At 63.8% G+C, this 25,504-nt stretch carries 29 protein-coding genes; 19 read left to right on the top strand and 10 right to left on the bottom strand.

Translation table 11 applies throughout. The features are described 5' to 3' along the window. The first annotated feature begins 182 nt into the window (after nt 1-182). The 8 genes from urtE to HX851_RS38220 all read left to right on the top strand — a co-directional run bounded on the left by urtE (nt 183) and on the right by HX851_RS38220 (nt 6,439). Nucleotides 183-881, top strand: coding sequence for an urea ABC transporter ATP-binding subunit UrtE (urtE, locus tag HX851_RS38255; protein WP_103033009.1), 699 nt, complete (start codon nt 183-185; stop codon nt 879-881). Nucleotides 882-911: 30 nt separating this feature from the next. Further along, complete coding sequence (locus tag HX851_RS38250) at nt 912-1,751, top strand: urease accessory protein UreD (protein ID WP_177064557.1); 840 nt, start codon at nt 912-914, stop codon at nt 1,749-1,751. A gap of 65 nt (nt 1,752-1,816) precedes the next feature. Further along, on the top strand, nt 1,817-2,119 hold the full coding sequence (gene ureA / locus HX851_RS38245; RefSeq protein WP_177062639.1) for an urease subunit gamma: 303 nt from the start codon (nt 1,817-1,819) through the stop codon (nt 2,117-2,119). 8 nt (nt 2,120-2,127) lie between these two features. After that, on the top strand, nt 2,128-2,661 hold the full coding sequence (locus HX851_RS38240; protein WP_177064555.1) for a GNAT family N-acetyltransferase: 534 nt from the start codon (nt 2,128-2,130) through the stop codon (nt 2,659-2,661). A gap of 7 nt (nt 2,662-2,668) precedes the next feature. Further along, nucleotides 2,669-3,202, top strand: a complete 534-nt coding sequence (locus HX851_RS38235) for a GNAT family N-acetyltransferase (protein WP_177064553.1) — start codon at nt 2,669-2,671, stop codon at nt 3,200-3,202. Further along, nucleotides 3,199-3,519 (top strand): urease subunit beta, encoded by a 321-nt coding sequence (locus tag HX851_RS38230; RefSeq protein ID WP_177062642.1) that lies wholly within the window; start codon nt 3,199-3,201, stop codon nt 3,517-3,519. Before HX851_RS38235 ends, HX851_RS38230 begins: the two co-directional genes overlap by 4 nt. Next, the gene (gene ureC, locus HX851_RS38225; RefSeq protein WP_177062644.1) at nt 3,516-5,216 is read left to right on the top strand and encodes an urease subunit alpha; all 1,701 of its coding nucleotides are present in this window, start codon (nt 3,516-3,518) and stop codon (nt 5,214-5,216) included. Before HX851_RS38230 ends, ureC begins: the two co-directional genes overlap by 4 nt. 77 nt (nt 5,217-5,293) lie before the next feature. Then, nucleotides 5,294-6,439 carry a sensor histidine kinase gene (locus HX851_RS38220; RefSeq protein WP_177062646.1) on the top strand — a complete coding sequence of 382 codons (1,146 nt, stop codon included), beginning with the start codon at nt 5,294-5,296 and terminating at the stop codon, nt 6,437-6,439. A 12-nt stretch (nt 6,440-6,451) separates the two neighbouring features. Here HX851_RS38220 and HX851_RS38215 read toward each other — a convergent pair whose 3' ends face one another. Together HX851_RS38215 and HX851_RS38210 are read right to left on the bottom strand one after the other, a co-directional pair. Then, on the bottom strand, nt 6,452-6,757 hold the full coding sequence (locus tag HX851_RS38215; protein WP_177062648.1) for a chaperone modulator CbpM: 306 nt from the start codon (nt 6,755-6,757) through the stop codon (nt 6,452-6,454). Between the two features lie 2 nt (nt 6,758-6,759). Then, on the bottom strand, nt 6,760-7,719 hold the full coding sequence (locus tag HX851_RS38210; protein WP_177062650.1) for a DnaJ C-terminal domain-containing protein: 960 nt from the start codon (nt 7,717-7,719) through the stop codon (nt 6,760-6,762). A gap of 300 nt (nt 7,720-8,019) precedes the next feature. On the opposite strand from HX851_RS38210, the gene HX851_RS38205 reads away from it, so the two are divergent. Beyond that, the gene (locus tag HX851_RS38205; RefSeq protein ID WP_177064551.1) at nt 8,020-9,285 is read left to right on the top strand and encodes an Hsp70 family protein; all 1,266 of its coding nucleotides are present in this window, start codon (nt 8,020-8,022) and stop codon (nt 9,283-9,285) included. Nucleotides 9,286-9,398: 113 nt separating this feature from the next. Here the strand turns inward: HX851_RS38205 and HX851_RS38200 are convergent, their stop codons facing one another. The 4 genes from HX851_RS38200 to HX851_RS38185 all read right to left on the bottom strand — a co-directional run bounded on the left by HX851_RS38200 (nt 9,399) and on the right by HX851_RS38185 (nt 12,476). Next, nucleotides 9,399-10,409 (bottom strand): AI-2E family transporter, encoded by a 1,011-nt coding sequence (locus HX851_RS38200; protein WP_177062653.1) that lies wholly within the window; start codon nt 10,407-10,409, stop codon nt 9,399-9,401. Nucleotides 10,410-10,470: 61 nt separating this feature from the next. Next, nucleotides 10,471-11,115, bottom strand: coding sequence for a hypothetical protein (locus tag HX851_RS38195; RefSeq protein ID WP_177064549.1), 645 nt, complete (start codon nt 11,113-11,115; stop codon nt 10,471-10,473). 192 nt (nt 11,116-11,307) lie between these two features. Beyond that, nucleotides 11,308-11,604 carry a PsiF family protein gene (locus HX851_RS38190; protein ID WP_177062655.1) on the bottom strand — a complete coding sequence of 99 codons (297 nt, stop codon included), beginning with the start codon at nt 11,602-11,604 and terminating at the stop codon, nt 11,308-11,310. A gap of 86 nt (nt 11,605-11,690) precedes the next feature. After that, entirely contained in the window at nt 11,691-12,476 is a 786-nt protein-coding gene (locus HX851_RS38185) for an AraC family transcriptional regulator (RefSeq protein WP_177062656.1), read from the bottom strand. A gap of 98 nt (nt 12,477-12,574) precedes the next feature. Between HX851_RS38185 and HX851_RS38180 the strand changes: the two genes are divergently transcribed. Continuing rightward, nucleotides 12,575-13,453: a DMT family transporter gene (locus HX851_RS38180; RefSeq protein WP_177062657.1), complete on the top strand. Its 879-nt coding sequence runs from the start codon at nt 12,575-12,577 to the stop codon at nt 13,451-13,453. A gap of 15 nt (nt 13,454-13,468) precedes the next feature. Here the strand turns inward: HX851_RS38180 and HX851_RS38175 are convergent, their stop codons facing one another. The 3 genes from HX851_RS38175 to HX851_RS38165 form a co-directional block, all read right to left on the bottom strand. Then, on the bottom strand, nt 13,469-14,359 hold the full coding sequence (locus HX851_RS38175; RefSeq protein WP_177064547.1) for an esterase/lipase family protein: 891 nt from the start codon (nt 14,357-14,359) through the stop codon (nt 13,469-13,471). 100 nt (nt 14,360-14,459) lie between these two features. Continuing rightward, entirely contained in the window at nt 14,460-14,765 is a 306-nt protein-coding gene (locus HX851_RS38170) for a DMT family transporter (RefSeq protein ID WP_177062676.1), read from the bottom strand. Nucleotides 14,766-14,774: 9 nt separating this feature from the next. Then, nucleotides 14,775-15,413 (bottom strand): FMN-dependent NADH-azoreductase, encoded by a 639-nt coding sequence (locus HX851_RS38165; protein WP_177064545.1) that lies wholly within the window; start codon nt 15,411-15,413, stop codon nt 14,775-14,777. A 126-nt stretch (nt 15,414-15,539) separates the two neighbouring features. Between HX851_RS38165 and HX851_RS38160 the strand changes: the two genes are divergently transcribed. Both HX851_RS38160 and HX851_RS38155 read left to right on the top strand, forming a co-directional pair. Next, the gene (locus HX851_RS38160) at nt 15,540-16,484 is read left to right on the top strand and encodes a LysR substrate-binding domain-containing protein (protein ID WP_177064543.1); all 945 of its coding nucleotides are present in this window, start codon (nt 15,540-15,542) and stop codon (nt 16,482-16,484) included. Nucleotides 16,485-16,571: 87 nt separating this feature from the next. After that, nucleotides 16,572-17,102, top strand: a complete 531-nt coding sequence (locus HX851_RS38155; RefSeq protein ID WP_177064541.1) for a ferritin-like domain-containing protein — start codon at nt 16,572-16,574, stop codon at nt 17,100-17,102. A gap of 271 nt (nt 17,103-17,373) precedes the next feature. Here the strand turns inward: HX851_RS38155 and HX851_RS38150 are convergent, their stop codons facing one another. Further along, nucleotides 17,374-19,443, bottom strand: a complete 2,070-nt coding sequence (locus HX851_RS38150) for an AsmA family protein (protein WP_177062664.1) — start codon at nt 19,441-19,443, stop codon at nt 17,374-17,376. A 376-nt stretch (nt 19,444-19,819) separates the two neighbouring features. Here HX851_RS38150 and HX851_RS38145 point away from each other — a divergent pair, with 376 nt between their 5' ends. From HX851_RS38145 to HX851_RS38115, 7 genes are all read left to right on the top strand, one after another. After that, entirely contained in the window at nt 19,820-20,218 is a 399-nt protein-coding gene (locus HX851_RS38145; protein WP_177065291.1) for a hypothetical protein, read from the top strand. 165 nt (nt 20,219-20,383) lie between these two features. Further along, on the top strand, nt 20,384-21,016 hold the full coding sequence (locus tag HX851_RS38140) for a TetR family transcriptional regulator (RefSeq protein WP_177062666.1): 633 nt from the start codon (nt 20,384-20,386) through the stop codon (nt 21,014-21,016). 586 nt (nt 21,017-21,602) lie between these two features. Then, nucleotides 21,603-22,103, top strand: a complete 501-nt coding sequence (gene ureE / locus HX851_RS38135; RefSeq protein ID WP_177064539.1) for an urease accessory protein UreE — start codon at nt 21,603-21,605, stop codon at nt 22,101-22,103. Then, on the top strand, nt 22,100-22,774 hold the full coding sequence (locus HX851_RS38130; RefSeq protein WP_177062668.1) for an urease accessory protein UreF: 675 nt from the start codon (nt 22,100-22,102) through the stop codon (nt 22,772-22,774). The genes ureE and HX851_RS38130 overlap by 4 nt, the downstream gene beginning before the upstream one ends. 9 nt (nt 22,775-22,783) lie before the next feature. After that, nucleotides 22,784-23,398, top strand: a complete 615-nt coding sequence (ureG, locus tag HX851_RS38125) for an urease accessory protein UreG (protein ID WP_177064537.1) — start codon at nt 22,784-22,786, stop codon at nt 23,396-23,398. A gap of 25 nt (nt 23,399-23,423) precedes the next feature. Further along, nucleotides 23,424-23,996 (top strand): HupE/UreJ family protein, encoded by a 573-nt coding sequence (locus tag HX851_RS38120; RefSeq protein ID WP_177064535.1) that lies wholly within the window; start codon nt 23,424-23,426, stop codon nt 23,994-23,996. Nucleotides 23,997-24,196: 200 nt separating this feature from the next. After that, nucleotides 24,197-25,330, top strand: a complete 1,134-nt coding sequence (locus HX851_RS38115; protein WP_177064533.1) for an AGE family epimerase/isomerase — start codon at nt 24,197-24,199, stop codon at nt 25,328-25,330. The last annotated feature ends 174 nt before the right edge of the window (nt 25,331-25,504 follow it).

The following is a 25,504-nucleotide window of genomic DNA, read 5'->3' as shown; positions in this document are numbered from 1 at the left end:
ATGTGGCATCGCCATCGCCGGCAAGCCGGCTCCCACAAGGGCAATGATTGTGCCCACCTGTAGGAGCCGGCTTGCCGGCGATGGGGCCCTTGAGATCGCCAAAAGCTTCGCGGGCAAGCCCGGCTCCCACGGGTTACGTGTATATCCGATCAGAATTTGCGACAGTTGATGAGAGCCTGACCATGCTGCAAGTCGACAAGCTGCACCAGTACTACGGCGGTAGCCACATCCTGCGGGGCCTGTCGTTCGACGTGAAGGTCGGCGAAGTCACCTGCCTGCTCGGCCGCAACGGCGTGGGCAAGACCACCCTGCTCAAGTGCCTGATGGGCCTGCTGCCGGCCAAGGAAGGTGTCGTGCAGTGGGAAGGCAAGCCCATCACCCAGTTCAAGCCGCACCAGCGGGTGCATGCCGGCATCGCCTACGTCCCCCAGGGTCGGGAAATCTTCGGCCGGCTGACGGTGGAGGAAAACCTGCTGATGGGCCTGTCGCGCTTCCCGGGTTCGCAAGCCAGGGAAGTCCCGGCGTTTATCTACGAACTGTTCCCGGTCCTGCTGCAGATGAAGCAACGCCGTGGCGGCGACCTGTCCGGCGGCCAGCAGCAACAGCTTGCTATCGGAAGGGCCCTGGCCAGCCGCCCGCGCCTGCTGATCCTCGACGAACCCACCGAAGGCATCCAACCCTCGGTGATCAAGGAGATCGGCGCGGTGATCAAGAAGCTCGCGGCCCGCGGCGACATGGCCATCCTGCTGGTGGAGCAATTCTATGATTTTGCCGCCGAACTGGCCGATCAGTACCTGGTGATGTCCCGGGGCGAGATCGTCCAGCAGGGTCGCGGAGAAAATATGGAAGCCGAGGGTGTACGCGGCCTGGTTACGATCTAACCTGTAGCGTCCTGACGATAATCGGAACTCATGAACCTGCCCGCCTCTACCGCCCTGTTCACCCCCAGCTGGCACGCCGAGCTGGAGCTCGGCTACGCCCGTTTCGGCGCCACCACGCGCCCGGTCCAGCGCCGCCACAACGGCCCGCTGCGGGTGCAGAAACACCTGTATGCCGAAGGCCCGGAGGTCTGCCAGCACATCATCGTCCACCCGCCGGGCGGGATTGCCGGCGGTGATCGCCTGGATATCCGCGCCAGCGTCGAACGCGATGCCTGGGCGCAACTGACCAGCCCCGGCGCCGCCAAGTGGTACCGCGCCAGCGGTCCGGCCAGCCAGACGCTGACCCTCAAGGTCGCCGCCGGGGCCACCCTGGAATGGCTGCCCCAGGAAACCATCGTCTTCAGCGCGGCCCAGGCCGAACTCGACACCCGCATCGACCTGGAAGGCGACGCGCGGTTGTTCTACTGGGATATGGTCGCTCTCGGCCGCCCGGCCAGCGGCGAACGCTTCGACCTCGGGCATTTCCAGTCGCACCTCGATGTCCGCCGCGACGGCCTGCCGCTGTGGCACGAGCGCCAGCGTATCCAGGGCAACGACGGCCTGCTGGACTCGCCGATCGGGCTCGACGGCCAGCCGGTGTTCGCTACCCTGCTGGTCACCGGTGAAATCGACAGCGAGTTGCTGGAGCGCTGTCGCAATCTGCCCACAGCGGTGCGCGGCGACCTCAGCCAGCTCCCCGGCCTGCTGGTGGCCCGCTGCCTGGCCGGCCAGGCTCTGCATGCGCGGGCCTGGCTGATAGAACTGTGGCGACTGCTGCGTCCGGCGCTGCTGGGCCGTGAGGCGGTGCCGCCAAGGATCTGGAACACATGATTTGTTCTTCACCGCTCACCCTCGATTTCCTGCTTTTCCACCGCCTGCCAACGGACTTGTGAACCATGGACCTGACCCCACGCGAAAAAGACAAACTGCTGATTTTCACCGCTGGTCTGGTTGCCGAACGGCGCCTGGCCCGCGGGGTGAAACTGAACTATCCGGAAGCCATGGCCTATATCTCGGCCGCCCTGCTCGAAGGCGCCCGTGACGGCCAGACCGTGGCGGACCTGATGCACTACGGCACCACCCTGCTCAGCCGGGAACAAGTGATGGAAGGTATCCCGGAGATGATTCCGGAGATCCAGGTGGAAGCGACCTTCCCCGACGGCACCAAGCTGGTCACCGTCCATCAACCGATTGCCTGAGGCCCCGCATGTCCTACGTTATCCGCGACGCCCAGCATGCCGACCTGCCGGCCATTCGCGACATCTACAACGATGCGGTGCGGAACACCACCGCGATCTGGAACGAACAACCGGTGGACCTGGGCAATCGCCAGGCCTGGTTCAGCGCCCGCCAGGCCCAGGCCTATCCGATCCTGGTGATCGTCGACGCCATGGACAACGTGCTCGGCTATGCCTCCTACGGCGACTGGCGGCCCTTCGAGGGCTTCCGCCACACCGTCGAGCACTCGGTGTATGTGCGCAACGACCAGCGCGGCAACGGCCTGGGTCCGCAATTGATGGCGGCGCTGATCGAGCGCGCCAGGGACGGCGGCAAGCACATCATGGTCGCCGCGATCGAAAGCGGTAACGCCGCCTCCGTTCGCCTGCACGAGCGTCTGGGCTTCGCAAGCACCGGGCAAATGTCCCAGGTGGGCGTCAAGTTCGGCCGCTGGCTCGACCTGACCTTCATGCAACTCTGCCTGAATCCGGGCGCGGAACCGCCCGCCGCCACCAAGGAGTGATCCACCGATGAGTGCCGCCCAACTGCGTCGCGTCAATAACGAAAGCTTTGCGCACTACCGCCAGGGTTTGATCGATCTATTGCTCGATGCCGTGGGGCATGGCGCTTCCGTGGGGTTCATGGCCGACCTCGACGCCCGGCAGGCCCGCGCCTACTTCGACAGCGTCCAGGTCGCCCTGCAGGACGGCAGCCTGCTGCTCTGGGTGGTGGTGCGCGACGAGCAGGTGCAGGCCAGCGTGCAACTGGGCCTGTGCCAGAAGCCCAACGGCCTGAACCGCGCCGAAGTACAGAAACTGCTGGTGTTCAGCGAGGCGCGCCGCCATGGCCTCGGCCAGCAGTTGATGCAGGCCGTGGAACAGGCGGCACGCGACCACAAGCGCGGCCTGCTGTACCTCGATACCCAGGCTGGCTCCGACGCCGAGGCGTTCTACAGCGCCCTGGGCTACACCCGCGTCGGCGAACTGCCGAACTACTGCATGACACCGGACGGTCGCCACCAGGCGACCACCCTTTACTACAAGACACTGGGGTTACCTGCATGATTCCTGGCGAATACCAGATCCAGCCCGGCGAGATCGAGCTCAACGCCGGTCGTCGCACCCTGCGCCTGAGCGTGGCGAACAGCGGCGATCGACCGATCCAGGTCGGCTCTCACTACCATTTTTTCGAAACCAACGACGCCCTCGACTTCGACCGTGCCGCCAGCCGCGGCATGCGCCTGAACATCCCGGCCGGCACCGCCGTGCGCTTCGAGCCGGGCCAGGCCCGCGAAGTGGAACTGGTGGACCTGGCCGGATTGCGCCGGGTGTTCGGCTTTGCCGGACGCGTCATGGGCGACCTGGACAAGGAACCAGCATGAAGATTTCCAGACAAGCCTACGCCGACATGTTCGGCCCCACGGTCGGCGACAAGGTACGCCTGGCCGATACCGACCTGTGGATCGAAGTGGAAAAGGACTTCACCACCTACGGCGAAGAAGTGAAGTTCGGCGGCGGCAAGGTCATCCGTGACGGCATGGGCCAGGGCCAGTTGCTCGCCGCCGAAGTGGTCGACACGCTGATCACCAACGCCCTGATCATCGACCACTGGGGCATCGTCAAGGCCGATGTCGGCCTCAAGGACGGACGCATCGCCGCCATCGGCAAGGCCGGCAACCCGGACATCCAGCCCGACGTGACCATCGCCATCGGTGCCAGCACCGAAGTCATCGCCGGTGAAGGCATGATCCTCACCGCCGGCGGTATCGACACCCATATCCACTTCATCTGCCCGCAGCAGATCGAAGAGGCGCTGATGAGCGGCGTCACCACCATGATCGGCGGCGGCACCGGGCCGGCCACCGGCACCAACGCCACCACCTGCACCTCCGGCCCCTGGCACCTGGCACGCATGCTCCAGGCCGCCGATGCCTTCCCGATGAACATCGGCCTCACCGGCAAGGGCAACGCCAGCCTGCCGGAGCCGCTGATCGAACAGGTCAAGGCCGGCGCCATCGGCCTCAAGCTCCACGAAGACTGGGGCACCACCCCCGCGTCCATCGACAACTGCCTGAGCGTGGCCGACCAGTACGATGTGCAGGTGGCGATCCACACCGACACCCTCAACGAGTCAGGCTTTGTCGAAACCACCCTCGGCGCGTTCAAGGGCCGCACCATCCACACCTACCACACCGAAGGTGCGGGCGGCGGCCATGCGCCGGATATCATCAAGGCCTGCGGCTTCGCCAATGTGCTGCCGAGCTCGACCAACCCGACCCGGCCCTTCACCCGCAACACCATCGACGAACACCTGGATATGCTGATGGTCTGCCATCACCTCGACCCGAGCATCGCCGAGGACGTGGCCTTCGCCGAAAGCCGCATCCGCCGGGAAACCATTGCCGCCGAGGACATCCTCCACGACCTCGGCGCGTTCTCGATGATCAGCTCCGACAGCCAGGCCATGGGCCGGGTCGGCGAAGTCATCACCCGTACCTGGCAAACCGCCGACAAGATGCACAAGCAGCGCGGGCCGCTGCCGGGCGATGGCGAGGGCAACAGCAACTTCCGGGTCAAGCGTTATATCGCCAAGTACACCATCAACCCGGCGATCACCCACGGCATCAGCCACGAAGTGGGCTCCATCGAGATCGGTAAATGGGCCGACCTGGTGCTCTGGCGCCCGGCCTTCTTCGGCGTCAAGCCGACCCTGATCCTCAAGGGCGGGGCGATTGCCGCCAGCCTCATGGGCGATGCCAATGCCTCGATCCCGACGCCGCAACCGGTTCACTATCGGCCGATGTTCGCCAGTTATGGTGGCTCGCTGCACGCCACCAGCCTGACCTTTATCAGCCAGGCAGCCCAGGAGGCGGGCCTGCCCGAGAGCCTGGGATTGAAGAAAAGGATCGCCGTGGTCAAGGGCTGTCGTACGGTGAGCAAGACCGACCTGATCCACAACGACTACCTGCCCACTATCGATGTCGACCCGCAGACCTACCAGGTCAAGGCCGATGGCGTGCTGCTCTGGTGCGAGCCGGCGCAGGTGCTGCCGATGGCGCAGAGGTATTTCCTCTTCTAGTCGCAGGCAGCGCCGCAATTAGGGGCTAAGATGCAACACGTCCAGCCCCTTTTGCGCTGTTCATCAAGGTATCGGTCATGCACCTGTCTGACTTTATCGTGCAGCATGTTGACGCCATCGTCGATGACTGGGAGCAGTTTGCCAAAACCCTGACGCCCGCGGCGGACAGCATGGGCCGGGTCGCCCTGCGCGATCACGCCAAGTCGATCCTGCTGGCGGCCGCACGGGACATGGAGACCGCCCAGAGCGCCAGCCAGCAGGTCGCCAAGGCCAAGGGCGAAGGCCCGGAGAACAGCCCCAGCCTCGATATCGCCGCCGCCAGCCACGGCGAATTGCGGCATAACGACGGTTTCGACCTGGTGCAGATGACCTCGGAGTTCCGTCATCTGCGCGCCTGCGTGATCCGCCGTTGGGTCAACAGCCTGTCCTCGCCGGACCTGTCCTACTTCCAGGACATGATCCGCTTCAACGAAGCCATCGACGAAGCCCTGGCCGAATCCACCGCCGCCTATGCCGAGCAGGTCAACCGCTCGCGGGATATCTTCCTGGCCATTCTCGGCCACGATCTGCGCGCGCCGCTGCAGGCGGTGAGCATGTCCACGGAAATGCTGGTGCGCAAGACGCAGCTCAATGAAACGGCCATGGGCTATGTGAAGAACATCAAGAGCAGCGCCCGTCATATGGGCGCGATGGTCAACGACCTGCTGGAGTTCGTGCGCAGCCGCCTGGGCAGCCAGTTGCCGATAGATCCGGCGCCCATGGACCTGGTGAGCGCGGCAAAAGCCGCACTCAACGAAGCCTGGGCCGGACAGCCGGAGTGTCGTCCGAGCCTCAAGGTCGAAGGCGATGTACATGGGGTCTGGGATCGGAGCCGGATCGAACAGATGCTGCAGAACCTGATCGGCAATGCCCTGCAGCACGGCGCCAGCCGGCGCAAGGTGACCCTGACCCTGATCGGCGGCGAAGACAGTGTCAGCCTGTCCATGCACAACTTCGGCACGCCGATTCCGGCCGAGGCCCTGGCGACGATCTTCGATCCGCTGGTACGCAACGCCGCCGAGGAACTCGGACAATCGGGGGCCTCGACCAGCCTGGGCCTGGGCTTGTTTATCGTCAAGGAAGTGGTGACGGCCCACCAGGGCAGCATCGAGGTCAGTTCCAGCGAGGAAGAAGGCACGCGGTTCAGGGTCCTGCTGCCGCGTGTGTCGCGCGCCGAATCCTGAGCGCCCGCCCGGCTATTCGTCGACCAGCCGCTCCAGGCGCTGGCGGAGCATGCGGTTTTCCGCCCGCAGCTCGCGGACCTCGCCCAGCAGCTCCAGGGCCAGGGCCACGCCTTCCCATTCCAGTTCGAGGTCCTGGCGCAGCTTGGCGGCGCGCCGGGCGATGACCAGTTCATGGTCGAGAAAGCGCCAGGCCTCCGGTGAGCGGCCCTGGGGTTCGAGGATGCCGTGTTCGACGATTTCGATCACGTAGGCGACCGGCAGTTCGGACGCCTCGCAGAAGGCTTGCATATCCAGTTGAACGCTCAGGGCTGGGCTCATGATCAGCTACTCCATTGCTCTCTCGGGTCGAATGCGGCCTTCTTCGCCAGTTCCTGCCACAACGCCTTCACGGCATCGTCGCTCTGCTTGGGCATGACCGCCTTGAGTTGCACGAACAGATAACCGCGCTGCCCGGCCTTGTTCAGCAGGCCATGGCCCTTGGCGCGCATGCGCTGGCCGTTCTGGCTGCCCGCCGGGACCTTGAGGTTGATCTTGCCGGTCAGGGTCGGCACCGCCACTTCGGTACCCAGCGCCAGCTCCCACGGTGCCAGCGGCAGGGTGATGATCAGGTCCTCACCTTCGACATCGAATTTCGGGTGAGGTGCGAAACGAATGGTCAGGTACAAGTCGCCGTTGGCCCCACCACCGAGCCCCGGCGCGCCCTGGCCCTTGAGGCGGATACGCTCGCCGTCGGCCACGCCCGCCGGAATCTTCACGTTCAGGCTCTTGCTGGTGTTGCTCACATGCTGGCCGGCCGCGTTGTACTGCGGCACCTGGAAGGTGACCTTCTTCGACTCGTTGGTCAGGCTCTCTTCCAGGAAGATCGGTAGTTCCATTTCCACGTCTTGTCCTCGACGACCGGCGCTGCGGCCCGATTGTCCGCTACTGAAACCGGCACCGCGCGAGCCGAAGATCGAACTGAAGAAGTCCGAGAAGTCACCGCCACCGGCACCTGCGCCACCAAAGCCCGCGCCCGCGCCACGTCCCTGCCAGCCCGGAGGGCCCTGGAACGGCTGGCCATGCTGGCCGTATTTGCGCAGATCGTCGTATTCGGCGCGCTTGTCGGCACTTTTCAGCGCTTCATAGGCTTCGGAGGCGTCCTTGAACTTGGCCTCGGCGTCCTTTTCCTTGCTGACATCCGGGTGGTACTTGCGCGCCAGCTTGCGGTACGCGGCCTTGATGGCCTTGTCGTCCGCCGTCGGCTCAACACCCAGGATCTTGTAATAATCTTTGAAGTCCATCTAAGGATCACCCTGCGTTATCGATTTCGCGCCGCCCGGCAGCCTGCAGCATGCGCTTTTCAGCGCGGCAAGGATTGACCGTTCTCAAGACTGTGACTGGGCGGTACGTCAGAAGTTTATCGGCCGTGCCGGCGATTTCTTGTCATCGCCGTTACACAAGTCGAACCAATGATTGCAAGTTTGGGGGTGATGGCCCGCCTTTCAAGTCGCCAAGGCACGATTTAGCGGATAGTCGGCCTTCGATTCCGCGCCCGACTGGCATACACTGCGCGGCCGTTTTTTAACCGGAACCCGAAAGACATGAAAAACGTATCTCCAGCCCGTGCCTGCGGTATCGACTTCGGCACGTCCAACTCCACTGTCGGCTGGCTGCGCCCTGGCATGGAAACGCTTATCGCGCTGGAGGACGACAAGATCACCCTGCCTTCGGTGGTCTTTTTCAATATCGAGGAACGTCGCCCGGTCTACGGCCGGCTGGCGCTGCACGAGTACCTGGAAGGCTACGAAGGTCGCCTGATGCGCTCGCTCAAGAGCCTGCTGGGGTCCAAGCTGATCAAGCACGATACCAGCGTGCTGGGCACCGCCCTGCCATTCAAGGACCTGCTCGGACTGTTTATCGGCCAGCTGAAAAGCCGCCTGGAAGCGACCGCCGGTCGTGAGTTCGAACAGGTGGTGCTGGGCCGCCCGGTGTTTTTCGTCGACGAGGACCCGGTCGCCGACCAGGAAGCCGAAGACACCCTGGTGGAGGTGGCGAAGAAGATCGGTTTCAAGGAGGTATCCTTCCAGTACGAACCGATTGCGGCGGCCTTCGACTACGAGTCGACCATCGAGCGCGAAGAGCTGGTATTGATCGTCGACATCGGCGGCGGTACCTCCGACTTCTCGCTGGTGCGCCTGTCACCGGAGCGCCGTGGCCTGGATAACCGCCACGACGATATCCTCGCCACCGGCGGCGTGCATGTCGGCGGGACCGACTTCGACAAGCAGTTGAGCCTGCAGGGCGTGATGCCGCTGTTCGGCTATGGCAGCCGGATGAAAAGCGGCGCCTACATGCCCACCAGCCACCATATGAACCTGGCGACCTGGCACACCATCAACGCGGTGTACTCGCAAAAGTCCCAGCTGGCCCTGGGCAGCATGCGCTACGACATCGAGGACACCGGCGGCATCGACCGCCTGTTCAAGCTGATCGAGCAGCGCGCCGGGCACTGGCTGGCGATGGAAGTGGAAGAAACCAAGATCCAGCTGACCCACGCCGAAAGCCGCCATGTGCCGCTGGACCGCATCGAACCGGAGCTGAGCGTGGAATTGAGCCGGGCGTTGTTCGAGTCCGCCATCGACAATCAGTTGGAACGTATTCGCAACAGCGTCACCCGCTTGCTCGACGATGCCGGGGTGAGCGTCGAACAGGTCGACACGGTGTTCTTCACCGGTGGTTCGAGCGGGATTCCGGCACTGCGCCAGAGCGTCTCGGCGATGCTGCCGAACGCGCGGCATGTGGAAGGGAATATCTTCGGCAGCATCGGCAGTGGCCTGGCGATCGATGCGCGCAAGCGTTACGGCTGATCACTCCGTGTGGGAGCGGGCTTGCCCGCGAAGAGGGCCTTCAGGCCGCCAAAAGCTTCGCGGGCAAGCCCGCTCCCACAGGCGCCCCTCCCGCCTCTGGCCCAAGTGCGGACTCAGACCAGCTCCGCCAGCCTCAACTCGCTCTTGAGATACGCATAGTAGATCGGCCCCGCCACCACGCCCGGCAGGCCGAACGCGGCCTCGAACACCAGCATTGCCATGAGCAACTCCCACGACTTGGCACTGATCTGCCCACCGACGATCCGCGCGTTGAGGAAGTATTCCAGCTTGTGGATGAACATCAGGTAGCCCAGCGCCGCCGCCGCGACCCAGATCGACAGCGACAGGCCGACGATGGTGATCAGGGTGTTGGACATCAGGTTGCCGATCACCGGCAACAGCCCCAGCAGGAAAGTCAGCACGATCAGGGTCTTGGTCAGCGGCAGCTTGATCCCGAAGAGCGGCAGGATCACCGCCAGGAAGATCGCGGTGAAGAAGGTGTTGAGCGCGGAAATCTTGATCTGCGCGAAGACGATATTGCGAAACGCCTGGACCAGCAGGCGCAGGCGGTCGAACAAGGCAGCGGCGAGGGGCTTGCGCTGGCTGGCGTCCGACACGTGCTGCAAGGCCACGATCGCCCCCAGCACCATGCCGATCAGCAGGGTCACGAACATGTGGGCCGCGTCCTTGCCCACCAGTTGCAACTCGCTCAGGTGCTTGCTCAACCATTCTCCGATAGCCACCTGGAACTCCGCGGCACTGGCTGGCAGGTAGGCATCGATAAACGGCGGCAATTGCCCCCGTGCCTTGTCCACCACCACCATGAACTTGCCCAGCGACGCCCCGGGATTTTCCGCCTCATGCAGCAAAAAGCTGATAGCGCCGGCAAAAATCAGGCTCAGCACGCTGACGATCAACGTGCCCAGCAAAGCCACCGCCAGCCAACGCGCGCGCCGCCCGGAAATCAGGTGCTCGAGCTTGGGCGTGAGCATATTGACCAGCTCGAACACCAGCAGGCCGGCCAGCAGGCTCGGCAGCAACTTCAACGGCAATACCAGCAGCAACCCACCGAAAACGATGATCAAACTGGCCAAGACTACGTAACGCTGGGAAAACGCTGACATACAGCCTCAAAACAAAATGCAGCTAAAGGATAGGCAGTCTGCCAGCGTTCCACCGGCAGGACTAGGGGGACTTGGACGCCTCGGCAAACGAGGGGAACAAGTTATCGACCAGCGTCACCGGGATACGCTGACCAGCCTGGGTAACGTCATAAACCTGCTGCTGGCACTCATCGCCGTCATGGACAAAGCTGAACTCCACCAGATAGACCTTCTGCTTCTGCGGCACAAAGGTGCTGCCAAGGGGGCCGCAGCCATGGGAAGTAGGCACCGTCGGGTTGGCGACCTGCTTTTGCTCCCACTTGTTCCGCGCGTAATTGAACGTGTGCTCCGTCGTGTATTCACTGATATAGCCCGGTGCCGGCTTGCGGCCATCAACCTGCGAATCGCCCCGCACCTCAAACCGCTGGTCGGGATCGGCCTGCAACTCGTGCCGGGTACGACGCCAGTCCCACTTCGAGGGTCTGACCAGAGTTCCCAGCTGTTTCAGGTCCTGTCGCGGATCGCTCCCGCTCCTGACCAGGAACTGCACCGGATTGAAGGTATCCCCGGCAACCTGCAGGATGACTTTCGCATGCTCGGCATCCACCACCAACGGCTTGTCTTCAGGCCGGGACGGGAAGCGAAAATCCGGCAGCCAACGCTGGAACTGCGCGCCGCTGCAACCACACAGGGACAGGACGAGGAGCAGCAAGACGACTTTCTTCACGACACATCCCTATGTTGAGCACTGGGCGCTCCGGGGAAGGGGCATCGCCTTATCCGAGGTGCGTAATAACCAAACGCCACTATCGCGCCAGATCATAACCAAAGGGACAACATGAGGTGCAGGGATTTCGCGAGCCGACAGAAAATACCCGAAGGCCTCCAGACGCCAGCGTAGAGGCCTTGCCGGGCAGGGCTACTTGTTCTTGAGGCAGGTGCTCATGAAGGCTTTGCGTTCGTCGCCCTTGAGCGCCTTGGTGGTCGCATCGGCATTGCAGGTTTTCATCTTGTCCTGCTGGGTGGCGGGCTTGGCGGCTTTCAGGCAGTTGCTCATGAAGGCCTTGCGTTCATCGCCCTTGAGCGCCTTGGTGGTGGCATCGGCGTTGCAGGACTTCATCTTGTCCTGCTGGGCCTGTTGCGCGGCGGTGGCGGCAAAACCCTGGGAGCACAGCAGCAGACCTACCAACAACAAAGGAATACGCAGCATCTTCATGGAGTTTTCTCCTTGTTACCGCGCCGATGGGCACGGCCTCTGAAGGAGTGTAGACAAACACTGTTACACCTCCAGCCGCAGGTGCCCTAGGCTGATCTCGACTGCCGGCGGTATTGCTCCGGCGAACAACCGGCCTGGCGCTGGAACATGGCGATAAAGGCCGAGGCGGTGCTGTAGCCCATGTCGAAGGCGATCTCCTGCACACTGCGCGGCCCTTCCAGGGCCTGGATCGACCAGACAAAACGCAGACGCTGGCGCCACTCGCCGAAACTCACCCCCAGTTCGCGGACAAACAGCCGCGCCAGGGTTCGCTCGCTGACATGCAGGCTCGCCGCCCATTGCCCCAGCGAGCGATTGTCCGCCGGATCGTTCTGCAGGCCTTCGAGTACCGAGAGCAATCCCGGCTCGTCGGAATACGGCAGGTAGCGGCTGTGGACCTTGGCCAGGTGCAACTGGTCCACCAGCACCTGGGCCAGCCGCACATCGGCCGGCTCGCTGGGGATCTTCACGTCGCGGCGGGCGAAATCGCTGAGAATCGCCTTGAGGATATCGCTGATCGCCAGGGTGCTCGCCACCTCGGGCATGCCGTGACAGTGCTCCTCGGCCAGGTAGACCGAGCGGTAGACGATGGCCTGGGCGTTGTAGGCGCTGTGCTCGGTGTTGGGCGGAATCCACAGGGCATAACGCGAGGGCGACATGAAACGCTGGCCGGCCACTTCGTACTGGATAACGCCATGGGATACGTAGTCGAGCGAGCCCCAGGAATGCCGATGGGAGGCGGCATGGCTGCCGGGACCGAATTCTGCATAACGAAAGTACACCGGCGCCGGCAGATCGGGGAAACGGGGGATCTCGATGGGGATCTTGCGCATGCTGTCCGGATTCCGACGCTGATTGACCGGATCGAAGTATAGGCTTTGATCCGGACAGGTGGATAATTCCCGCTCACTACTGCTCTGGTTGTCACCCCATGCAATACGCGTTTCCCCTGCTCGCCATTTTCATCTGGGCCGGCAATACCGTCGTCAACAAGATGGCCGTCGGCTCGATATTCCCGGCCGAGATCGGTTTCTACCGCTGGCTGCTCGCCGCGCTACTGTTCACGCCGTTCATGCTTCGTCCGGTCATCGCCAACTGGGGGGCGATCCGCCCGCATGTCGGCAAGATCGCTGTCCTCGGTGTCCTCGGCATGGCGGTTTACCAGAGCCTGGCCTACTACGCCGCGACCCTGACCACGGCGACCAACATGGGCATCATCCTCTCGCTGATGCCATTGATGTCCCTGGCCCTGGCGATCGTCAGCCTCGGCCAGCGCCTGACCGCCGGAGCCCTGACCGGCGCGGTGCTGTCCTTCGCCGGCGTGCTGGTGGTGGTCTCGTCCGGCAACCTCGGTTCCTTGCTGACCCACGGCGTGAACCTGGGCGATGCGATGATGCTGATCGCGACCCTGGCCTACGCGATCTACAGCACCCTGCTGAAGAAGTGGCAATTGCGCCTGCCGCCGTTGCAGTTGCTGTACCTGCAGATCCTGGTGGCCGTGGTGGTACTGTTCCCGCTGTTCTGGTTTTCGCCCAAGGTCGGGCCAAACCTGCACAACGCCGGCCTGGTGCTGTACGCCTGCCTGCTGGCGTCGATGCTCGCCCCGCTGATGTGGATGAGCGCGGTGGGCAAGCTGGGGCCGAGCCGCACGGTGCTGTTTTTCAACCTGCTGCCGATCCTCACCGCCCTGATCGCCGCCGCGGTGCTGCATGAGCAACTGGCCCTGTTCCATCTGCTGGGAGGCGCACTGACCCTGGGTGGGGTGATCCTCTCCGAGCGCTGGACCACACCACTGGGCAAGGCCCGCTGATGTCCTCGCGGGGCGCTACAACCCCGCCGCCTTCAGGCGCCGGGCATGCTCGACAAACAGGCGGATCGGCGCGGCGCCCTTGCCCACCAGGCCCAATGACTGGTTGACGATATCGAAATGATCGAGGGGATAGTCATCGCCGATCACCGTCCCCAGGTGCGAGCTGTAGCGTCCGACCATGCCATCGCACTGCCCGGCTTCGCGGATAAAGGTCCTGGCGAACAGGCGGCAACTGCGATTCGTGCCGTCGAACAGATTGCGCCCACGATCGGTGATGCCCGGCTGCAAGGTGCCGGACCAGGAGTAATAACGCACGCCATTGACCCGCTCGGCCCCCTGTCCGCCCCAACGGTCCGGCAAGCCTTGCGGATACTGCCGGTTGAACAGTGCCACGCCCTCGCCGGTCAACGACTGATGGGACGCGGCCAGGTCCATCGGCAGGCTCGGCCCGCGGTAGCCGGTCTCCAGCCAGCCCATGATCCGCGCGACGATACAGAGCACCAAGGTCAGTAAACGCCCGCGCACGCTGGTCGGCGGATAGTGACGCTGGAAATGGTCGGCCAGTTCCGAACCCTGGTTGGGCCCGGCTACCGAGGTCACCGAGGCCACCCATTCCGGACGCTTGGCCGCCGCATAACGTGCCGTCAACGCCCCCTGGCTGTGACCGATCAGGTTGACCTTGTCGGCCCCGGTTTCGCGGCGGATCTGCTCGATCCGCAACAGCAACTGCTCGCCCCGCACCTCGTTGCAATGCAGCGGCGATACCTGCACCGGACTCACCGTCGCCCCGCCCTCGCGCAACGCCTCGACGATGCCATACCAGTAGGGGAACAGCAGCAGCCGGACAAACCCGAGCATGCCCGGCACCAGCACCAGCGGATAACGCGTGGCGAGTTCTTGCGACATCAACGACCATCCATGACGGGAAGGAATAGAGCCTAGCCGCAATGCATCGGCCAGGTGCAAAAGCATCGACACTGAAGATGACAACACGGCGACACGACGCTTATTTCAACCCCACCACGCCGACCACGATCAGGCCGACCGACACCAGCTTGATCGCCGTCAGGCTTTCCCCCAGCAACAGATAGCCGAGCAGCACGGTGCCCAATGAACCGATGGCGGTCCAGATCGGATAAGCGATGCTGACCGGCAACGCCCGCAGCGCCAGGGTCAGGAAGCAGATCCCACCCACCGCGGCGAGCACGGTGACAACCGAGGGCCAGAGCCGGGTGAAACCCTCGGCGTATTTCATGCCCAGCGCAAAGGTGACTTCGAAGGCTGCGGCAATCAGCAGATGGATCCAGGGCATGGCCATCCCTCAAAACCTCCGTGCCAGCTCCCGCAGGCGCTGCTCCGCATCAGCCAGGGCGGCCTGGAACGACGCCCCGCCAGACTCTTCGCCTTCGACGGCGACGACCGTGACCGCCTCGATCCCGATGAACCCCAGCACCGTACGCAGCAACGGCTCGGCGTGGTTCATCGCCTCCAGCGGCCCTCCCGGCCCCATGCCGTGTCCGCCACGACTGCTGATGATCAACGCCTTCTTGCCCTGCACTCGCGGGTGATACTGGGCGACGCCATTGTCGACGCTGAAGTCGAAGGTCCGCCCGGCCCGCACGATCTGGTCCAGCCAGGCCTTGAGCCCGCTGGGGATACTGAAGTTGTGCATCGGCGTGGCGATCACCAACAGATCGTTGAGCAGCAACTCGCCCACCAGTTCATCACTGAACGCCAGGTCCACCTGCATCACTTGCGGGCGTTCGGCGGGCTGTGGATAAAACGCCGCCGCGATAAAGGCTTCGCTGACCGGCGGAATCAACGCGCGCCCGGTCTCGCGACGCGTCAGGCGTGCCTGTGGATGCGCCTCGCCATAGGCGCTGAGAAACACTTCGGCCAGGCGCCGCGACTGTGAACGCCCACCCCGTGGACTGGCTTCGACAACAAGAATCTTGCTCATCTGTTTCCCCTTTACCGAACAGCCTGGGCCCGCTCAGAATAAGCGTGCCCTACAGGACAGAAGCTAGAGGCAACGCGTCATCGGAACAAATGAGCAATAGTCACTCAGGATGAGTTCAATTCATCCATGGAGCCGAACATGTTCGCCAACCTGCCACTCACCGCGCTGCGCGCCTTCGAGTCCGCCGCGCGCCAGCGCAGTTTCAAGGCCGCCGCCGAAGAACTGGTGGTGACGCCAACCGCCGTGTCCCATCAGATCCGCTCGCTGGAAGGCTGGCTCGGCGTGCCGCTGTTCGAGCGCCTGCCGCGCCAGGTGCGCCTGACCGATGCGGGCGAGCGACTGTTCCGCAGCCTGCATGGCGCGCTGCTGGAGATTGCCCAGAGCGTCGATACCCTGCGCCCGCAACGCAGCGGCACCAGCCTGACGATTTCCACCACCCCAGCTTTTGCCGCCCTCTGGCTGGTGCCGCGCCTGGGGCGTTTCTATGCCAGTCACCCGAGCATCAGCCTGCGGCTCGACACCCACTGCGAAGTCCACGACCTGCACCAGGACGCCAGCATCGACATGGTGATCCGCTACAGCCTCGACGACTGGCCGAACCTGTACGGTCAATGCCTGTTCGACGAGTGCTTCAGGGTCTACGGGGCTCCGGCCCAGGTGGCCCTGGCGGCGCAATACCAGCCGACCTTGATCAGCGTCCACTGGCACAACTCCAAGCTCTACGCCCGGGGCTGGGAAGCCTGGTGCGAATTGGCGGGGGAACGCTGGATGCAAGGGCAACCGGTCATTCGCGAATACGATGAAGAGCATTACGCCCTGCAAGCGGCGATTGGCGGACAGGGCCTGGTGCTGGCCAGTTCGATCCTGGTCTCGGAAAGCGTCGCCAGCGGCTTGTTGCAGGCTTATCGCCCGGACATCCGAGTCGACGGTGCCGGCTACAGCGCTCTCTGCGTGCCAGGGCGCGAAAGGCATCCGCCGGTGCGGGCGTTTTTCCAGTGGTTGGCGCAAGAGGCCCGGGCATCCGGGCATCGACCGATCCGCCCCCTCGCCGCCGAAGAGACAATCGGATAAAACTTTTCCCGTCGCCCGAGACTCACAACCAGGTAGCGATCTCGCCAGCAGAGCGAGGCGCCTAACCGGATCAGTCAGGAGATCGAGATGAGCGACATGCATTTGTCCGATGTAACCACCCTTCGCGAACGCGCCCGCAAGAACGTCGAAAACGGTGCGGTCACCGAAGGCTACAGCGCAGACCGCGACGAGATCCTGCGGCTGCTCAATGAATCACTGGCCACCGAGCTGGTCTGCACCCTGCGCTATAAACGCCATCACTTCATGGCGACCGGCCTCAAGGCCAGCGTCGCCGCCGACGAGTTTCTCGAGCACGCCAACCAGGAAATGGCCCACGCCGACCGCCTGGCCGAACGCATCGTGCAACTGGGCGGCGAGCCGGAGTTCAATCCGGACCTGTTGTCACAGCATTCCCATGCCCAGTACGTGGCCGGCAAGACCCTCAAGGAAATGGTCTACGAAGACCTGGTGGCCGAGCGTATCGCGGTGGACAGCTACCGCGAGATCATCCAGTTCATCGGCGACCAGGACCCGACCACGCGACGGATCTTCGAGGACATCCTCGCCGAGGAAGAAGAACATGCCGATGACATGGCGGATATCCTGAAAGACCTCTGAGTCCAGGAACTATCTGGCCCTTGTGGAAGCATGGGGGCACCTGTGGAAGCATGAGGCCAAGTGTGGAAGCCTGGGGACACACCTGTGGGAGCGGGCTTGCCCGCGAAGAAGATGTCGCGGTGTACCTGATACAGCGCGGCGCTCTCAAGATTCGCGGGCAAGCCCGCTCCCACACAAGCCCACTCCTACCTTAAGCCCACTCCCACATGGCCCGCTCCCACACCCCTCCCACAATCCGACCCTGCAACGCTTAGCAGGCCGAGACCGGCCTTCAATTGCTGACGGTCTTGGGCGCCTTGCCCGACTTCATCTGCTCCAGCAACGGCGCGCACTGGTTCGGCACATCGCCACTCGGCGCCACCAACGCCAGCAGCCCCGCCGCCGGCCCGGCGATCACGCCCAGGGCCACCATGCCGGCACCGCGCAGCAACAGTGGCACCGCCTGTACACCGGCATCGGGCTTGATGAACTTGCCGCGCACATACAAGGGCGAACGCAGGGACAACAGACGGAAGCCCTTGGATTCGGGACTGATCTTCAGGTCCAATTGCTCGTTGGCGAAATTCGCCGTGCCATCGATATAGATGATCGCGTTCTCGGTATCGAAGACAAACAGCCGGGTCGTCGCCAGGCCGCTCTTGATCCCCAGGTCGGCGGCCGCACAGTTGATCTTCACTTCCTTGTCGCCAAAGATCTTGCCGACCACGTAGTTGCCGACATTGAGCCCGGCGATCTCCATCAGGCCACGACTGATCGCGCCATCGTTGACCAGCATCTTCAGGTCGCCATTGGACGTGCCCAGCAACCTGGCCACCGAGTTGCCGGTGCCGCTGATATCGGCATCGCCATTGAGCTCGCCGAAACTGGTCTTCATCGGCTCGAAGGTCGGGAACAACTGCTTGAGCTTGAAGTTGCGCGCGGTCAACCTGGCCCGGCCCTGCATCGGTGTCGTGCGGCCATTGAGACGGATCTGCGCATCGAGCTTGCCGCCCGCCACGCCGAAACGCAGGGGCTCCAGGCTCAGTTCGCCATCAGTGAGCACCAGGTGGGTGTAGAGATCGGTGAAGGGCAACTCCGCGCTGTGGACGATGCGCTTACCGGTGAACTCCACATCGGCGTCCATATCGCGCCAGCGCTCGGTGCGGAACTCTTCCACCGGCAGGACCTTGTCCGCGGGCTGCTTGCTTTCACCGCCACGGGCTTTCTGCTTGGCATTGGAGTCCGCGCCGATCAGCGGCGCCAGGTCGGTCATCAGCAACTGGTTGGACACCAGCACGCCGCTGAGCTTGGGCCTCGGCTGACTGGCGACATAGGCCAGGTCGCCGTGAATGTCGCTGGTGCCGATCTTGCCGTTGAATTTCTCGTAGGTGAAGGTCGCCCCATTCGGCTCATGCAGCCGGGCAATCAGGTGGCCGTCGGTTTCATAGGCCGGCGAGTCAGGCAAGGTCACCCCGGTCAGCGGGTAGAGGTTGCCCAGGCTGCTGCCGGCCAGCGTCAGGCGCAGGTCCAGGGCGCCCAGGTTGCGCGGATCGGTCAGGGTGCCCGCAACGGCGATGCGGGTATCGGCGATCTTCACGTCAGCCTGCACCGGAAAAGGCTTCGCCGCATCCTGCAATGCCAGCAGGCCGCCGACCTTGCCGGTGCCGGCGAGGTTCTGGCCGTGGTACTGGCCTTTTACCTTGAGCGCGAACGCATAGTCCTGCGGCGCGGCGCCCTTTTCCAGGGCCTTCTTGGCCGCGCTGTCACCGACGATATCGCTGAACGGAACGGGCTTGCCCAAGGGATCGATCAGCAGGTCGAGCCGGGTCTTCAGGCTTTGATCATCCAGGGTCACATGCCCCTTGTCGAAGCCGATGGCACCGATGTCCACCACCCAGTCGGACGGCTGCTCGTTCGGATCCTTGGGATCGAACTGGAACGTCCAGTTGGCGCGACCATCGGCCAGGCGTTCGAGGCTGGCATTCGGCTCGGTGAGGTCGATTCTCGGAATCACCACCTGTTGCGCCAGCAGCGGCAACGGCGCAAGCCGCAACTCGACACGCTTGAGTTCAACCATCCGCGGGGTCTTCGACCAGTCCGGGTTGCCCAGGGTAAGGTCCTCGGCAATCACATGGGGCCAGGGCAACCAGGCCCGCCAGCCGCCCTCGTCGGGCTCGCGCTGCCAGCGCACCGCCAGGTTGCCATTGATGGCGAACGGCCGATGGAGGATCTCGGAGACCTTGGCATTGATCGGTGGCTTGACCCGGTTCCAATCGAAGAACGCGATGATCGCCACCAGCACCACCAACAGCAGGACAAGGCTGGCACTGGTCCAGACGAGAATTTTTTTAGTGCGCGTCATTGCACGGGGGCTCCTGATCACAACGGCCTGATGACAACTGAACGTCCAAAAAAGCGACGCGCAATACCTTTACGACTGACAAACAACCGCCAAGGTTTAATGAAAAAAGCCATTGGTCGGCAAATCCGGAAGCACCGGAGCTGACCGACCAGCCAGTTTTTCGTTCCATGAACGCCCCCTCATGGCGCGACCGTGGGTAGAAAATACCCAATACGGAGCACGGGTAACGCTCTGAAAGCGTTGATCTAGAGGGGTTTGGGTAGAACAATCAATTCCGTTGATTATTACCATTGTGCTTATGAACTTTTATATCGATTTTGCAAGAGTAGCATTGGCTCCGTACCCACTTTATCGCCCTCCCACGGAGCAACCGATCATGAAACGCCAATTACTGCTTAGCCTCACCCTTGCCGTCCTTGCTGCCAACGCCTATGCCTTGCCAGCCCGCGAACAAGCCGCACCACAAGCTCAAGCCAGCCACGCCACTGTCAGCCAGTCGCTGAACACCCTGGCTGCCGATGGTTCGGATCGCACTCCACAAGGCCAGACTCAAGCTGCCGACGACACCTCTGACCGTGCCCCACAAATCCGCTCCCTGGCTTCCGACGGTACCGAGCGCACTCCACAAGGTCAGACCCTGGCTGCCGATGGTAGCGACCGCACCCCACAAGGCCAGACCTTGGCTGAAGGTGGTAACGATCGCCTGAAAGACAAAGGCCTGATTACCGAAGGCGGCTCCGATCGCCTGGTCGAACGTCACCAGTCCTTGAGCTGAGGCCATGCTGGCCTGGAACAAAGCCCGATCCCCTGGATCGGGCTTTGACGTTTCTGCAGCACTGTTTCATCGCACCACCCACTTGTAGCACCGCCGCGTTCGACGCCGGCAAAGCTGATTTGCTAGAGTGCCCCGCTCTTGTCCTCCAGAAAAACGCCCCTCCCGATGCTGCCCCGTGCCGAACAGAAACAACAGACCCGACATGCCCTGATGGACGCCGCGCGCCATCTGATGGAGGGCGGGCGTGGGTTTGGCAGCCTCAGCCTGCGGGAAGTGGCGAAAACCGCCGGCATCGTGCCGACCGGCTTCTACCGGCATTTCGACGATATGGACCAGCTCGGCCTGGCGCTGGTCAGCGAAGTCGGCCAGACCTTCCGGGAAACCATCCGGCTGGTCCGGCACAACGAGTTCGTCATGGGCGGCATCATCGATGCCTCGGTGAGGATCTTCCTCGATGTCGTGGCGATGAACCGTTCGCAGTTCCTGTTTCTCGCCCGCGAGCAGTACGGCGGCTCATTGCGGGTGCGCCAGGCCATCGGCATCCTGCGCGAACATATCAGCTCGGACCTGGCCGCCGACCTGACCTTCATGCCCAAGCTGCAGCACCTGGACGCCGCCGGACTGGCGGTAATGGCCGACCTGATCGTCAAGAGCGTGTTCGCCACCCTGCCGGAAATCATCGACCCGCCGCTCGAACCCCTGCCCGAGCACCTGGCGCCGCAAGCCAAGATCACCCAGCAATTGCGCTTCATCTTTATCGGTTTGAAACACTGGCAGGGACTCGGCAGCACCGAGTGACAGCCCACCGCACGCCTGATCGTTCCCACGCTCCGCGCTCATCGTTCTACACAAATCCCACTGAATAAATGCAGTCCATTGTGGCGAGCGGGCTTGCCCGCGCTCGGCTGCGAAGCAGCCGTAAACCCAGACGCTGCGTTCTGTCTGATACAGCGCGATCACTGGTTTAAGGGCCGCTTCGCGCCCCAGCGCGGGCAAGCCCGCTCGCCACAGGACCGTGGCCGGTTTTTCGATCACTCCTGTGCTCCGAACTCAGCGTTTTAACCCCGCTTTCCGGGCTCCTCAGGACTTGTGTAGAACGATGAGCGCTCCGCGTGGTAACGCAGCCCGTGACGCTCCGCGCCACAAAGCGGACGCGGAGCGCCCGGTGAGGCATTCCCACGCGGAGCGTGGGAACGATCGGCCTCAGCGAGCGCACCATGAAGACGCAGCAAAACCACTTACGCACCATCTTGAAACATCCAGAAACACCGCTACGCTCCTTTTTCAGGCGCCCCGTGCTTTCTGACAGGGCTTTCCTACGTTTCGCCCGATTGGCAAGCCCCTTGCTCTAGCTCAAGCATTGCTCATTGCTGGAAGCCTCCCGATGCTGGTGATTCATAGAAGAATCGAACCTCAACCCACCTGGGCCGCCGAGCTGCACCTGAACTTCGAAGCCCGCAGCAAAAGTCGCCTGCGCTGCTTCAGCGCCGAGGGTGAAGACGTCGGACTGTTCCTCGAACGCGGTCAGCCACCGCTGTACGACGGTGAATGCCTGCAAGCCGAAGACGGCCGTATCGTGCGGGTTTGCGCCCGTCCCGAACAACTGCTGCATGTCACCTGCAGCAATGCCTTCGAACTGACCCGCGCGGCCTATCACCTGGGTAACCGCCATGTCGCCCTGCAAGTCGGCGACGGCTGGCTGCGCCTGCTCGACGACTATGTGCTCAAGGCCATGCTCGAACAGCTCGGCGCCCGCACCGAAACCCTCGAAGCACCGTTCCAACCGGAACACGGCGCCTATGGCGGCGGCCATCACCACTCCCGGCATGGCGACGAGGACTTCAACTACCCGCCGCGCCTGCACCAGTTTGGTGTTCGCACATGAACCCGGCCTGGGCGCTGCTGCGCCTGGCCAGCCCGCAATTACCGATTGGCGGCTACAGCTATTCCCAGGGGCTGGAAATGGCCGTGGAGCAGGCGCGGGTGACCGATCCGGCCAGCGCCCGGCGCTGGATCAGCGATCAACTGCTGCTCAATCTCGCCCGTTTCGAAGCGCCGTTGCTGCTCGCCCACTGCCACGCGGCGGCCGATGCCGACTGGGCCGCGCTGCAACAACTGGGCGAAGAACACCGCGCCAGCCGCGAGACCCGCGAGCTGTACCAGGAGAGCCGGCAAATGGGCTACTCCCTGCAACAGCTGCTCAATGGCCTGCCGGAACTCGATGACGCCGCCCGCGACTTTCTCGCCCGGCAAGCCGAACCGCATCTGGCCCTGGGCTGGGCGCTGGCCGCCCGGGCCTGGGGGATCAGCCCCAAGGACGCGCTGGCCGCCTGGCTCTGGAGCTGGCTGGAAAACCAGTTGGCCGTGCTGATGAAGACCCTGCCCCTGGGCCAGCAGGCCGCCCAGCGCCTGACCAGCGAATTGCTGCCGCTGCTGCAACAGGCGCAGCAATCGGCCAGCGCCCAAGATCCGCGACAAATCGGCAGTGCCGCCTTCGGCCTGTCCCTGGCGTGCATGGCCCATGAGCGCCAGTACAGCCGCCTGTTTCGTTCCTAGGAGAGAAAAATGAACGTACAACCTTTGCGTGTCGGTATCGGTGGCCCCGTCGGCTCCGGCAAGACCGCCCTGACCCTGGCCCTGTGCCTGGCCCTGCGCGACCGCTACAACCTGGCGGTGGTCACCAACGACATCTACACCCGCGAGGACGCCGACTTCCTGGTGCGCAACGAAGCCCTGGCGCCGGAGCGGATCATCGGCGTGGAAACCGGCGGCTGCCCTCACACGGCGATCCGCGAGGATGCCTCGATCAACCTTGAGGCCGTGGACCAGTTGAACCGACGTTTTCCCGGCCTCGACCTGATCCTGGTGGAGTCCGGCGGCGACAACCTGTCGGCGACCTTCAGTCCGGAGCTCTCCGACCTGACCATCTACGTGATCGATGTATCGGCGGGCGACAAGCTGCCGCGCAAGGGCGGCCCGGGGATCTGCAAGTCCGACCTGCTGGTGATCAACAAGATCGACCTCGCGCCACTGGTCGGCGCCTCCCTGGAAATGATGGATGGCGACACCCGGCGGATGCGCGGCGACAAGCCGTTCGTGTTCAGCAACCAGAAAACCGGACTTGGCCTGGAGGCCATCGTGGCCTTTATCGAGCGTCAGGGTTTGCTGACCGCGGCGTGATCAATCAACAACAAGGAATCCGTACATGACATTCAAGAAGCTTTTCGGCGCCCTCGCCCTTCTGCTCACCCCGGCCCTGGCCTTCGCCCATCCCGGACACGGCGACAGCGGCCTGCTCGCCGGCGTCGAGCACCCGATCGGCGGCATCGACCATTTGCTGGCCATGCTGGCGGTCGGTCTCTGGGCCGCGCAGCAGCAAGGCGCGGCGCGCTGGGCGCTGCCGTGCACCTTTGTCGGCACCATGCTGCTCGGCGGGGTGTTCGGCTTCGAAGGCCTGCAACTGCCAGCGCTGGAAAGCGGTATCGCCGCGTCGGTACTGGCCCTGGGCCTGGCCGTGGCGCTGGTGGTACGGCCACCGTTGAGCCTGGCTATCGGCGCAACCGCGCTGTTCGCCCTGTTCCATGGCGTCGCCCATGGCCTGGAACTGCCGGAGATGTCGAGCCCCTGGGCCTACGCCGCCGGTTTCGTGATGGCGACAGCGACCCTGCATGCACTGGGTTATGCCGTGGTACGGGTACTGCCGCAGGCTGCGGCGCCCCTGGTGCGCCTGGCCGGGGCAGCTTCGGCGGCGACCGGGGTCTGGTTGCTGGCGGGCTGAATGTTGTAGCGCCTGAACCGGCCCTTTCGCGGGCAAGCCCGGCTCCCACAGATGAGCGCTTCTGCGCCAGGTATCGTCATGAGGGAGCGGGCTTGCCAGCGATGAGGCCCTTGAGCCTTGCGGTGACTCCGCCGTCGCCATCGCCGGCAACTGCCTGTTACCATGTCGCGCAAACGCCCTTGCCCTGACGACGCCAGCCGATGCCCGATGTTTCCAGCTCTGCCTCCCAGCCTGAATTGACCGCCCTGTTCACCGCGCTGCAACAGCACTTGCGTCAGGTGATCGTGCCCCTGTGGCAGGGCCCTGGCTGGAATGCCGAGCTGGCCTTGCCCTATGAGGCCCTGGACGCCGGCCATCGCCCGCTGCCCCCGCAGCGTTATCGCGCGATGGCCTGCGCCCGCCAGCTGTATCTGTTCTCCAGCCTGATCGGCGACAGCGCCTTTGCCGATGCGGCCGGTCGCGCCGCAGCGCTGTTCCGTTCGCTGCAACGGCATTTCCACGATGCCGAGCATGGCGGCTGGTTCTACAGCGTCGACCCGCAGGGCAAGCCGCTGGACACGCGCAAGGATCTCTACACCCACGCCTTCATCCTCTTCGCCTGCGCCCATTACTGGGCCAAGGTCCGCGAACCCTTGGTGGAATCGGTGCTCGATGCCGCCCTGGAAGTGATCGCCGTGCGCTTCGCCAATGGCGACGGCCTGTATGAAGCCAGCCTGGATCGCGACTGGTCGCCCCTGGGCAGCGGGCCGTTGCAGAACCCCTTGATGCACCTGGCCGAAGCCTTTCTGGCCACCCTGTCGGTGCGCGAAGATGCCGATACGCAAAGCGCGCTGCTGACCCTGGCGGCCGGCATGCAGCAACGTTTTATCGACCGTCATCACGGCGTGATGCTGGAGAAACCGCTGGGGGCTGTGGATAACTGGTTCGAGCCGGGCCATCAGTTCGAATGGCTGTTCCTGCTGGAGTCGTCTCCCCTGCTGCGCGGTACGGCGCTGCATGGCTCACTGGATCGCGCGTTCGCGTTCGCCGAGCAATCGGGGGTCGATCCGCAAAGCGGCGCGGTCAGCGGCATGCTCGCGGTTGACGGCACCCTGCGCGACGGCACACAGCGGATCTGGGCCCAGGCCGAATACCTGCGGGCGTTGACCTTGCGTGTGGATAACCGGGCACGCCTGCAGCGCCAGCTCCAGGCCCTGCAACAGCACTTCATGCACCCGGGCGGCTGGCACGAATGCCTGGACGCGACAGGCGTGGTCAGCCGCGAGGACATGCCGTCGACCACGCCTTACCATCTGGCGACCTGCCTGTACGGCCTGGCCGACTATCTGCGCTGACCGGCCCTCTCTGTAGGAGCTGGCTTGCCAGCGATGAGGCCAGTGAGACCGCCAAAAGCTTCGCGGGCAAGCCCGCACCCACAGGGTCCGGGTTAACACCGGATATCGGCTACAGCCGAAGACTTGTGGGAGCTGGCTTGCCAGCGATGAGGCCCTCAAGCCATTCGCCGCCCG

It is taken from the genome of Pseudomonas gingeri, assembly GCF_013385635.1.
GTDB classification, from domain to species: Bacteria; Pseudomonadota; Gammaproteobacteria; order Pseudomonadales; family Pseudomonadaceae; genus Aquipseudomonas; species Aquipseudomonas gingeri_A.
This window is presented reverse-complemented; position numbering and strand designations above follow the sequence as displayed.

Excerpts from the sequence above, each read along its gene's own strand:
- HX851_RS38150 (WP_177062664.1), bottom strand. The coding sequence starts at position 19,443 with ATGACGCGCACTAAAAAAATTCTCGTCTGGACCAGTGCCAGCCTTGTC.
- HX851_RS38145 (WP_177065291.1), top strand. The coding sequence starts at position 19,820 with ATGAAACGCCAATTACTGCTTAGCCTCACCCTTGCCGTCCTTGCTGCC.
- ureG (WP_177064537.1), top strand. The coding sequence starts at position 22,784 with ATGAACGTACAACCTTTGCGTGTCGGTATCGGTGGCCCCGTCGGCTCC.
- ureE (WP_177064539.1), top strand. The coding sequence starts at position 21,603 with ATGCTGGTGATTCATAGAAGAATCGAACCTCAACCCACCTGGGCCGCC.
- HX851_RS38180 (WP_177062657.1), top strand. The coding sequence starts at position 12,575 with ATGCAATACGCGTTTCCCCTGCTCGCCATTTTCATCTGGGCCGGCAAT.
- HX851_RS38230 (WP_177062642.1), top strand. The coding sequence starts at position 3,199 with ATGATTCCTGGCGAATACCAGATCCAGCCCGGCGAGATCGAGCTCAAC.
- HX851_RS38115 (WP_177064533.1), top strand. The coding sequence starts at position 24,197 with ATGCCCGATGTTTCCAGCTCTGCCTCCCAGCCTGAATTGACCGCCCTG.
- HX851_RS38165 (WP_177064545.1), bottom strand. The coding sequence starts at position 15,413 with ATGAGCAAGATTCTTGTTGTCGAAGCCAGTCCACGGGGTGGGCGTTCA.
- HX851_RS38160 (WP_177064543.1), top strand. The coding sequence starts at position 15,540 with ATGGAGCCGAACATGTTCGCCAACCTGCCACTCACCGCGCTGCGCGCC.
- HX851_RS38130 (WP_177062668.1), top strand. The coding sequence starts at position 22,100 with ATGAACCCGGCCTGGGCGCTGCTGCGCCTGGCCAGCCCGCAATTACCG.
- HX851_RS38200 (WP_177062653.1), bottom strand. The coding sequence starts at position 10,409 with ATGTCAGCGTTTTCCCAGCGTTACGTAGTCTTGGCCAGTTTGATCATC.
- HX851_RS38250 (WP_177064557.1), top strand. The coding sequence starts at position 912 with ATGAACCTGCCCGCCTCTACCGCCCTGTTCACCCCCAGCTGGCACGCC.
- HX851_RS38220 (WP_177062646.1), top strand. The coding sequence starts at position 5,294 with ATGCACCTGTCTGACTTTATCGTGCAGCATGTTGACGCCATCGTCGAT.
- HX851_RS38210 (WP_177062650.1), bottom strand. The coding sequence starts at position 7,719 with ATGGACTTCAAAGATTATTACAAGATCCTGGGTGTTGAGCCGACGGCG.
- HX851_RS38235 (WP_177064553.1), top strand. The coding sequence starts at position 2,669 with ATGAGTGCCGCCCAACTGCGTCGCGTCAATAACGAAAGCTTTGCGCAC.
- HX851_RS38170 (WP_177062676.1), bottom strand. The coding sequence starts at position 14,765 with ATGCCCTGGATCCATCTGCTGATTGCCGCAGCCTTCGAAGTCACCTTT.
- urtE (WP_103033009.1), top strand. The coding sequence starts at position 183 with ATGCTGCAAGTCGACAAGCTGCACCAGTACTACGGCGGTAGCCACATC.
- HX851_RS38175 (WP_177064547.1), bottom strand. The coding sequence starts at position 14,359 with ATGTCGCAAGAACTCGCCACGCGTTATCCGCTGGTGCTGGTGCCGGGC.
- HX851_RS38240 (WP_177064555.1), top strand. The coding sequence starts at position 2,128 with ATGTCCTACGTTATCCGCGACGCCCAGCATGCCGACCTGCCGGCCATT.
- ureC (WP_177062644.1), top strand. The coding sequence starts at position 3,516 with ATGAAGATTTCCAGACAAGCCTACGCCGACATGTTCGGCCCCACGGTC.
- HX851_RS38140 (WP_177062666.1), top strand. The coding sequence starts at position 20,384 with ATGCTGCCCCGTGCCGAACAGAAACAACAGACCCGACATGCCCTGATG.
- HX851_RS38205 (WP_177064551.1), top strand. The coding sequence starts at position 8,020 with ATGAAAAACGTATCTCCAGCCCGTGCCTGCGGTATCGACTTCGGCACG.
- HX851_RS38155 (WP_177064541.1), top strand. The coding sequence starts at position 16,572 with ATGAGCGACATGCATTTGTCCGATGTAACCACCCTTCGCGAACGCGCC.
- HX851_RS38185 (WP_177062656.1), bottom strand. The coding sequence starts at position 12,476 with ATGCGCAAGATCCCCATCGAGATCCCCCGTTTCCCCGATCTGCCGGCG.
- HX851_RS38215 (WP_177062648.1), bottom strand. The coding sequence starts at position 6,757 with ATGAGCCCAGCCCTGAGCGTTCAACTGGATATGCAAGCCTTCTGCGAG.
- HX851_RS38120 (WP_177064535.1), top strand. The coding sequence starts at position 23,424 with ATGACATTCAAGAAGCTTTTCGGCGCCCTCGCCCTTCTGCTCACCCCG.
- ureA (WP_177062639.1), top strand. The coding sequence starts at position 1,817 with ATGGACCTGACCCCACGCGAAAAAGACAAACTGCTGATTTTCACCGCT.
- HX851_RS38190 (WP_177062655.1), bottom strand. The coding sequence starts at position 11,604 with ATGAAGATGCTGCGTATTCCTTTGTTGTTGGTAGGTCTGCTGCTGTGC.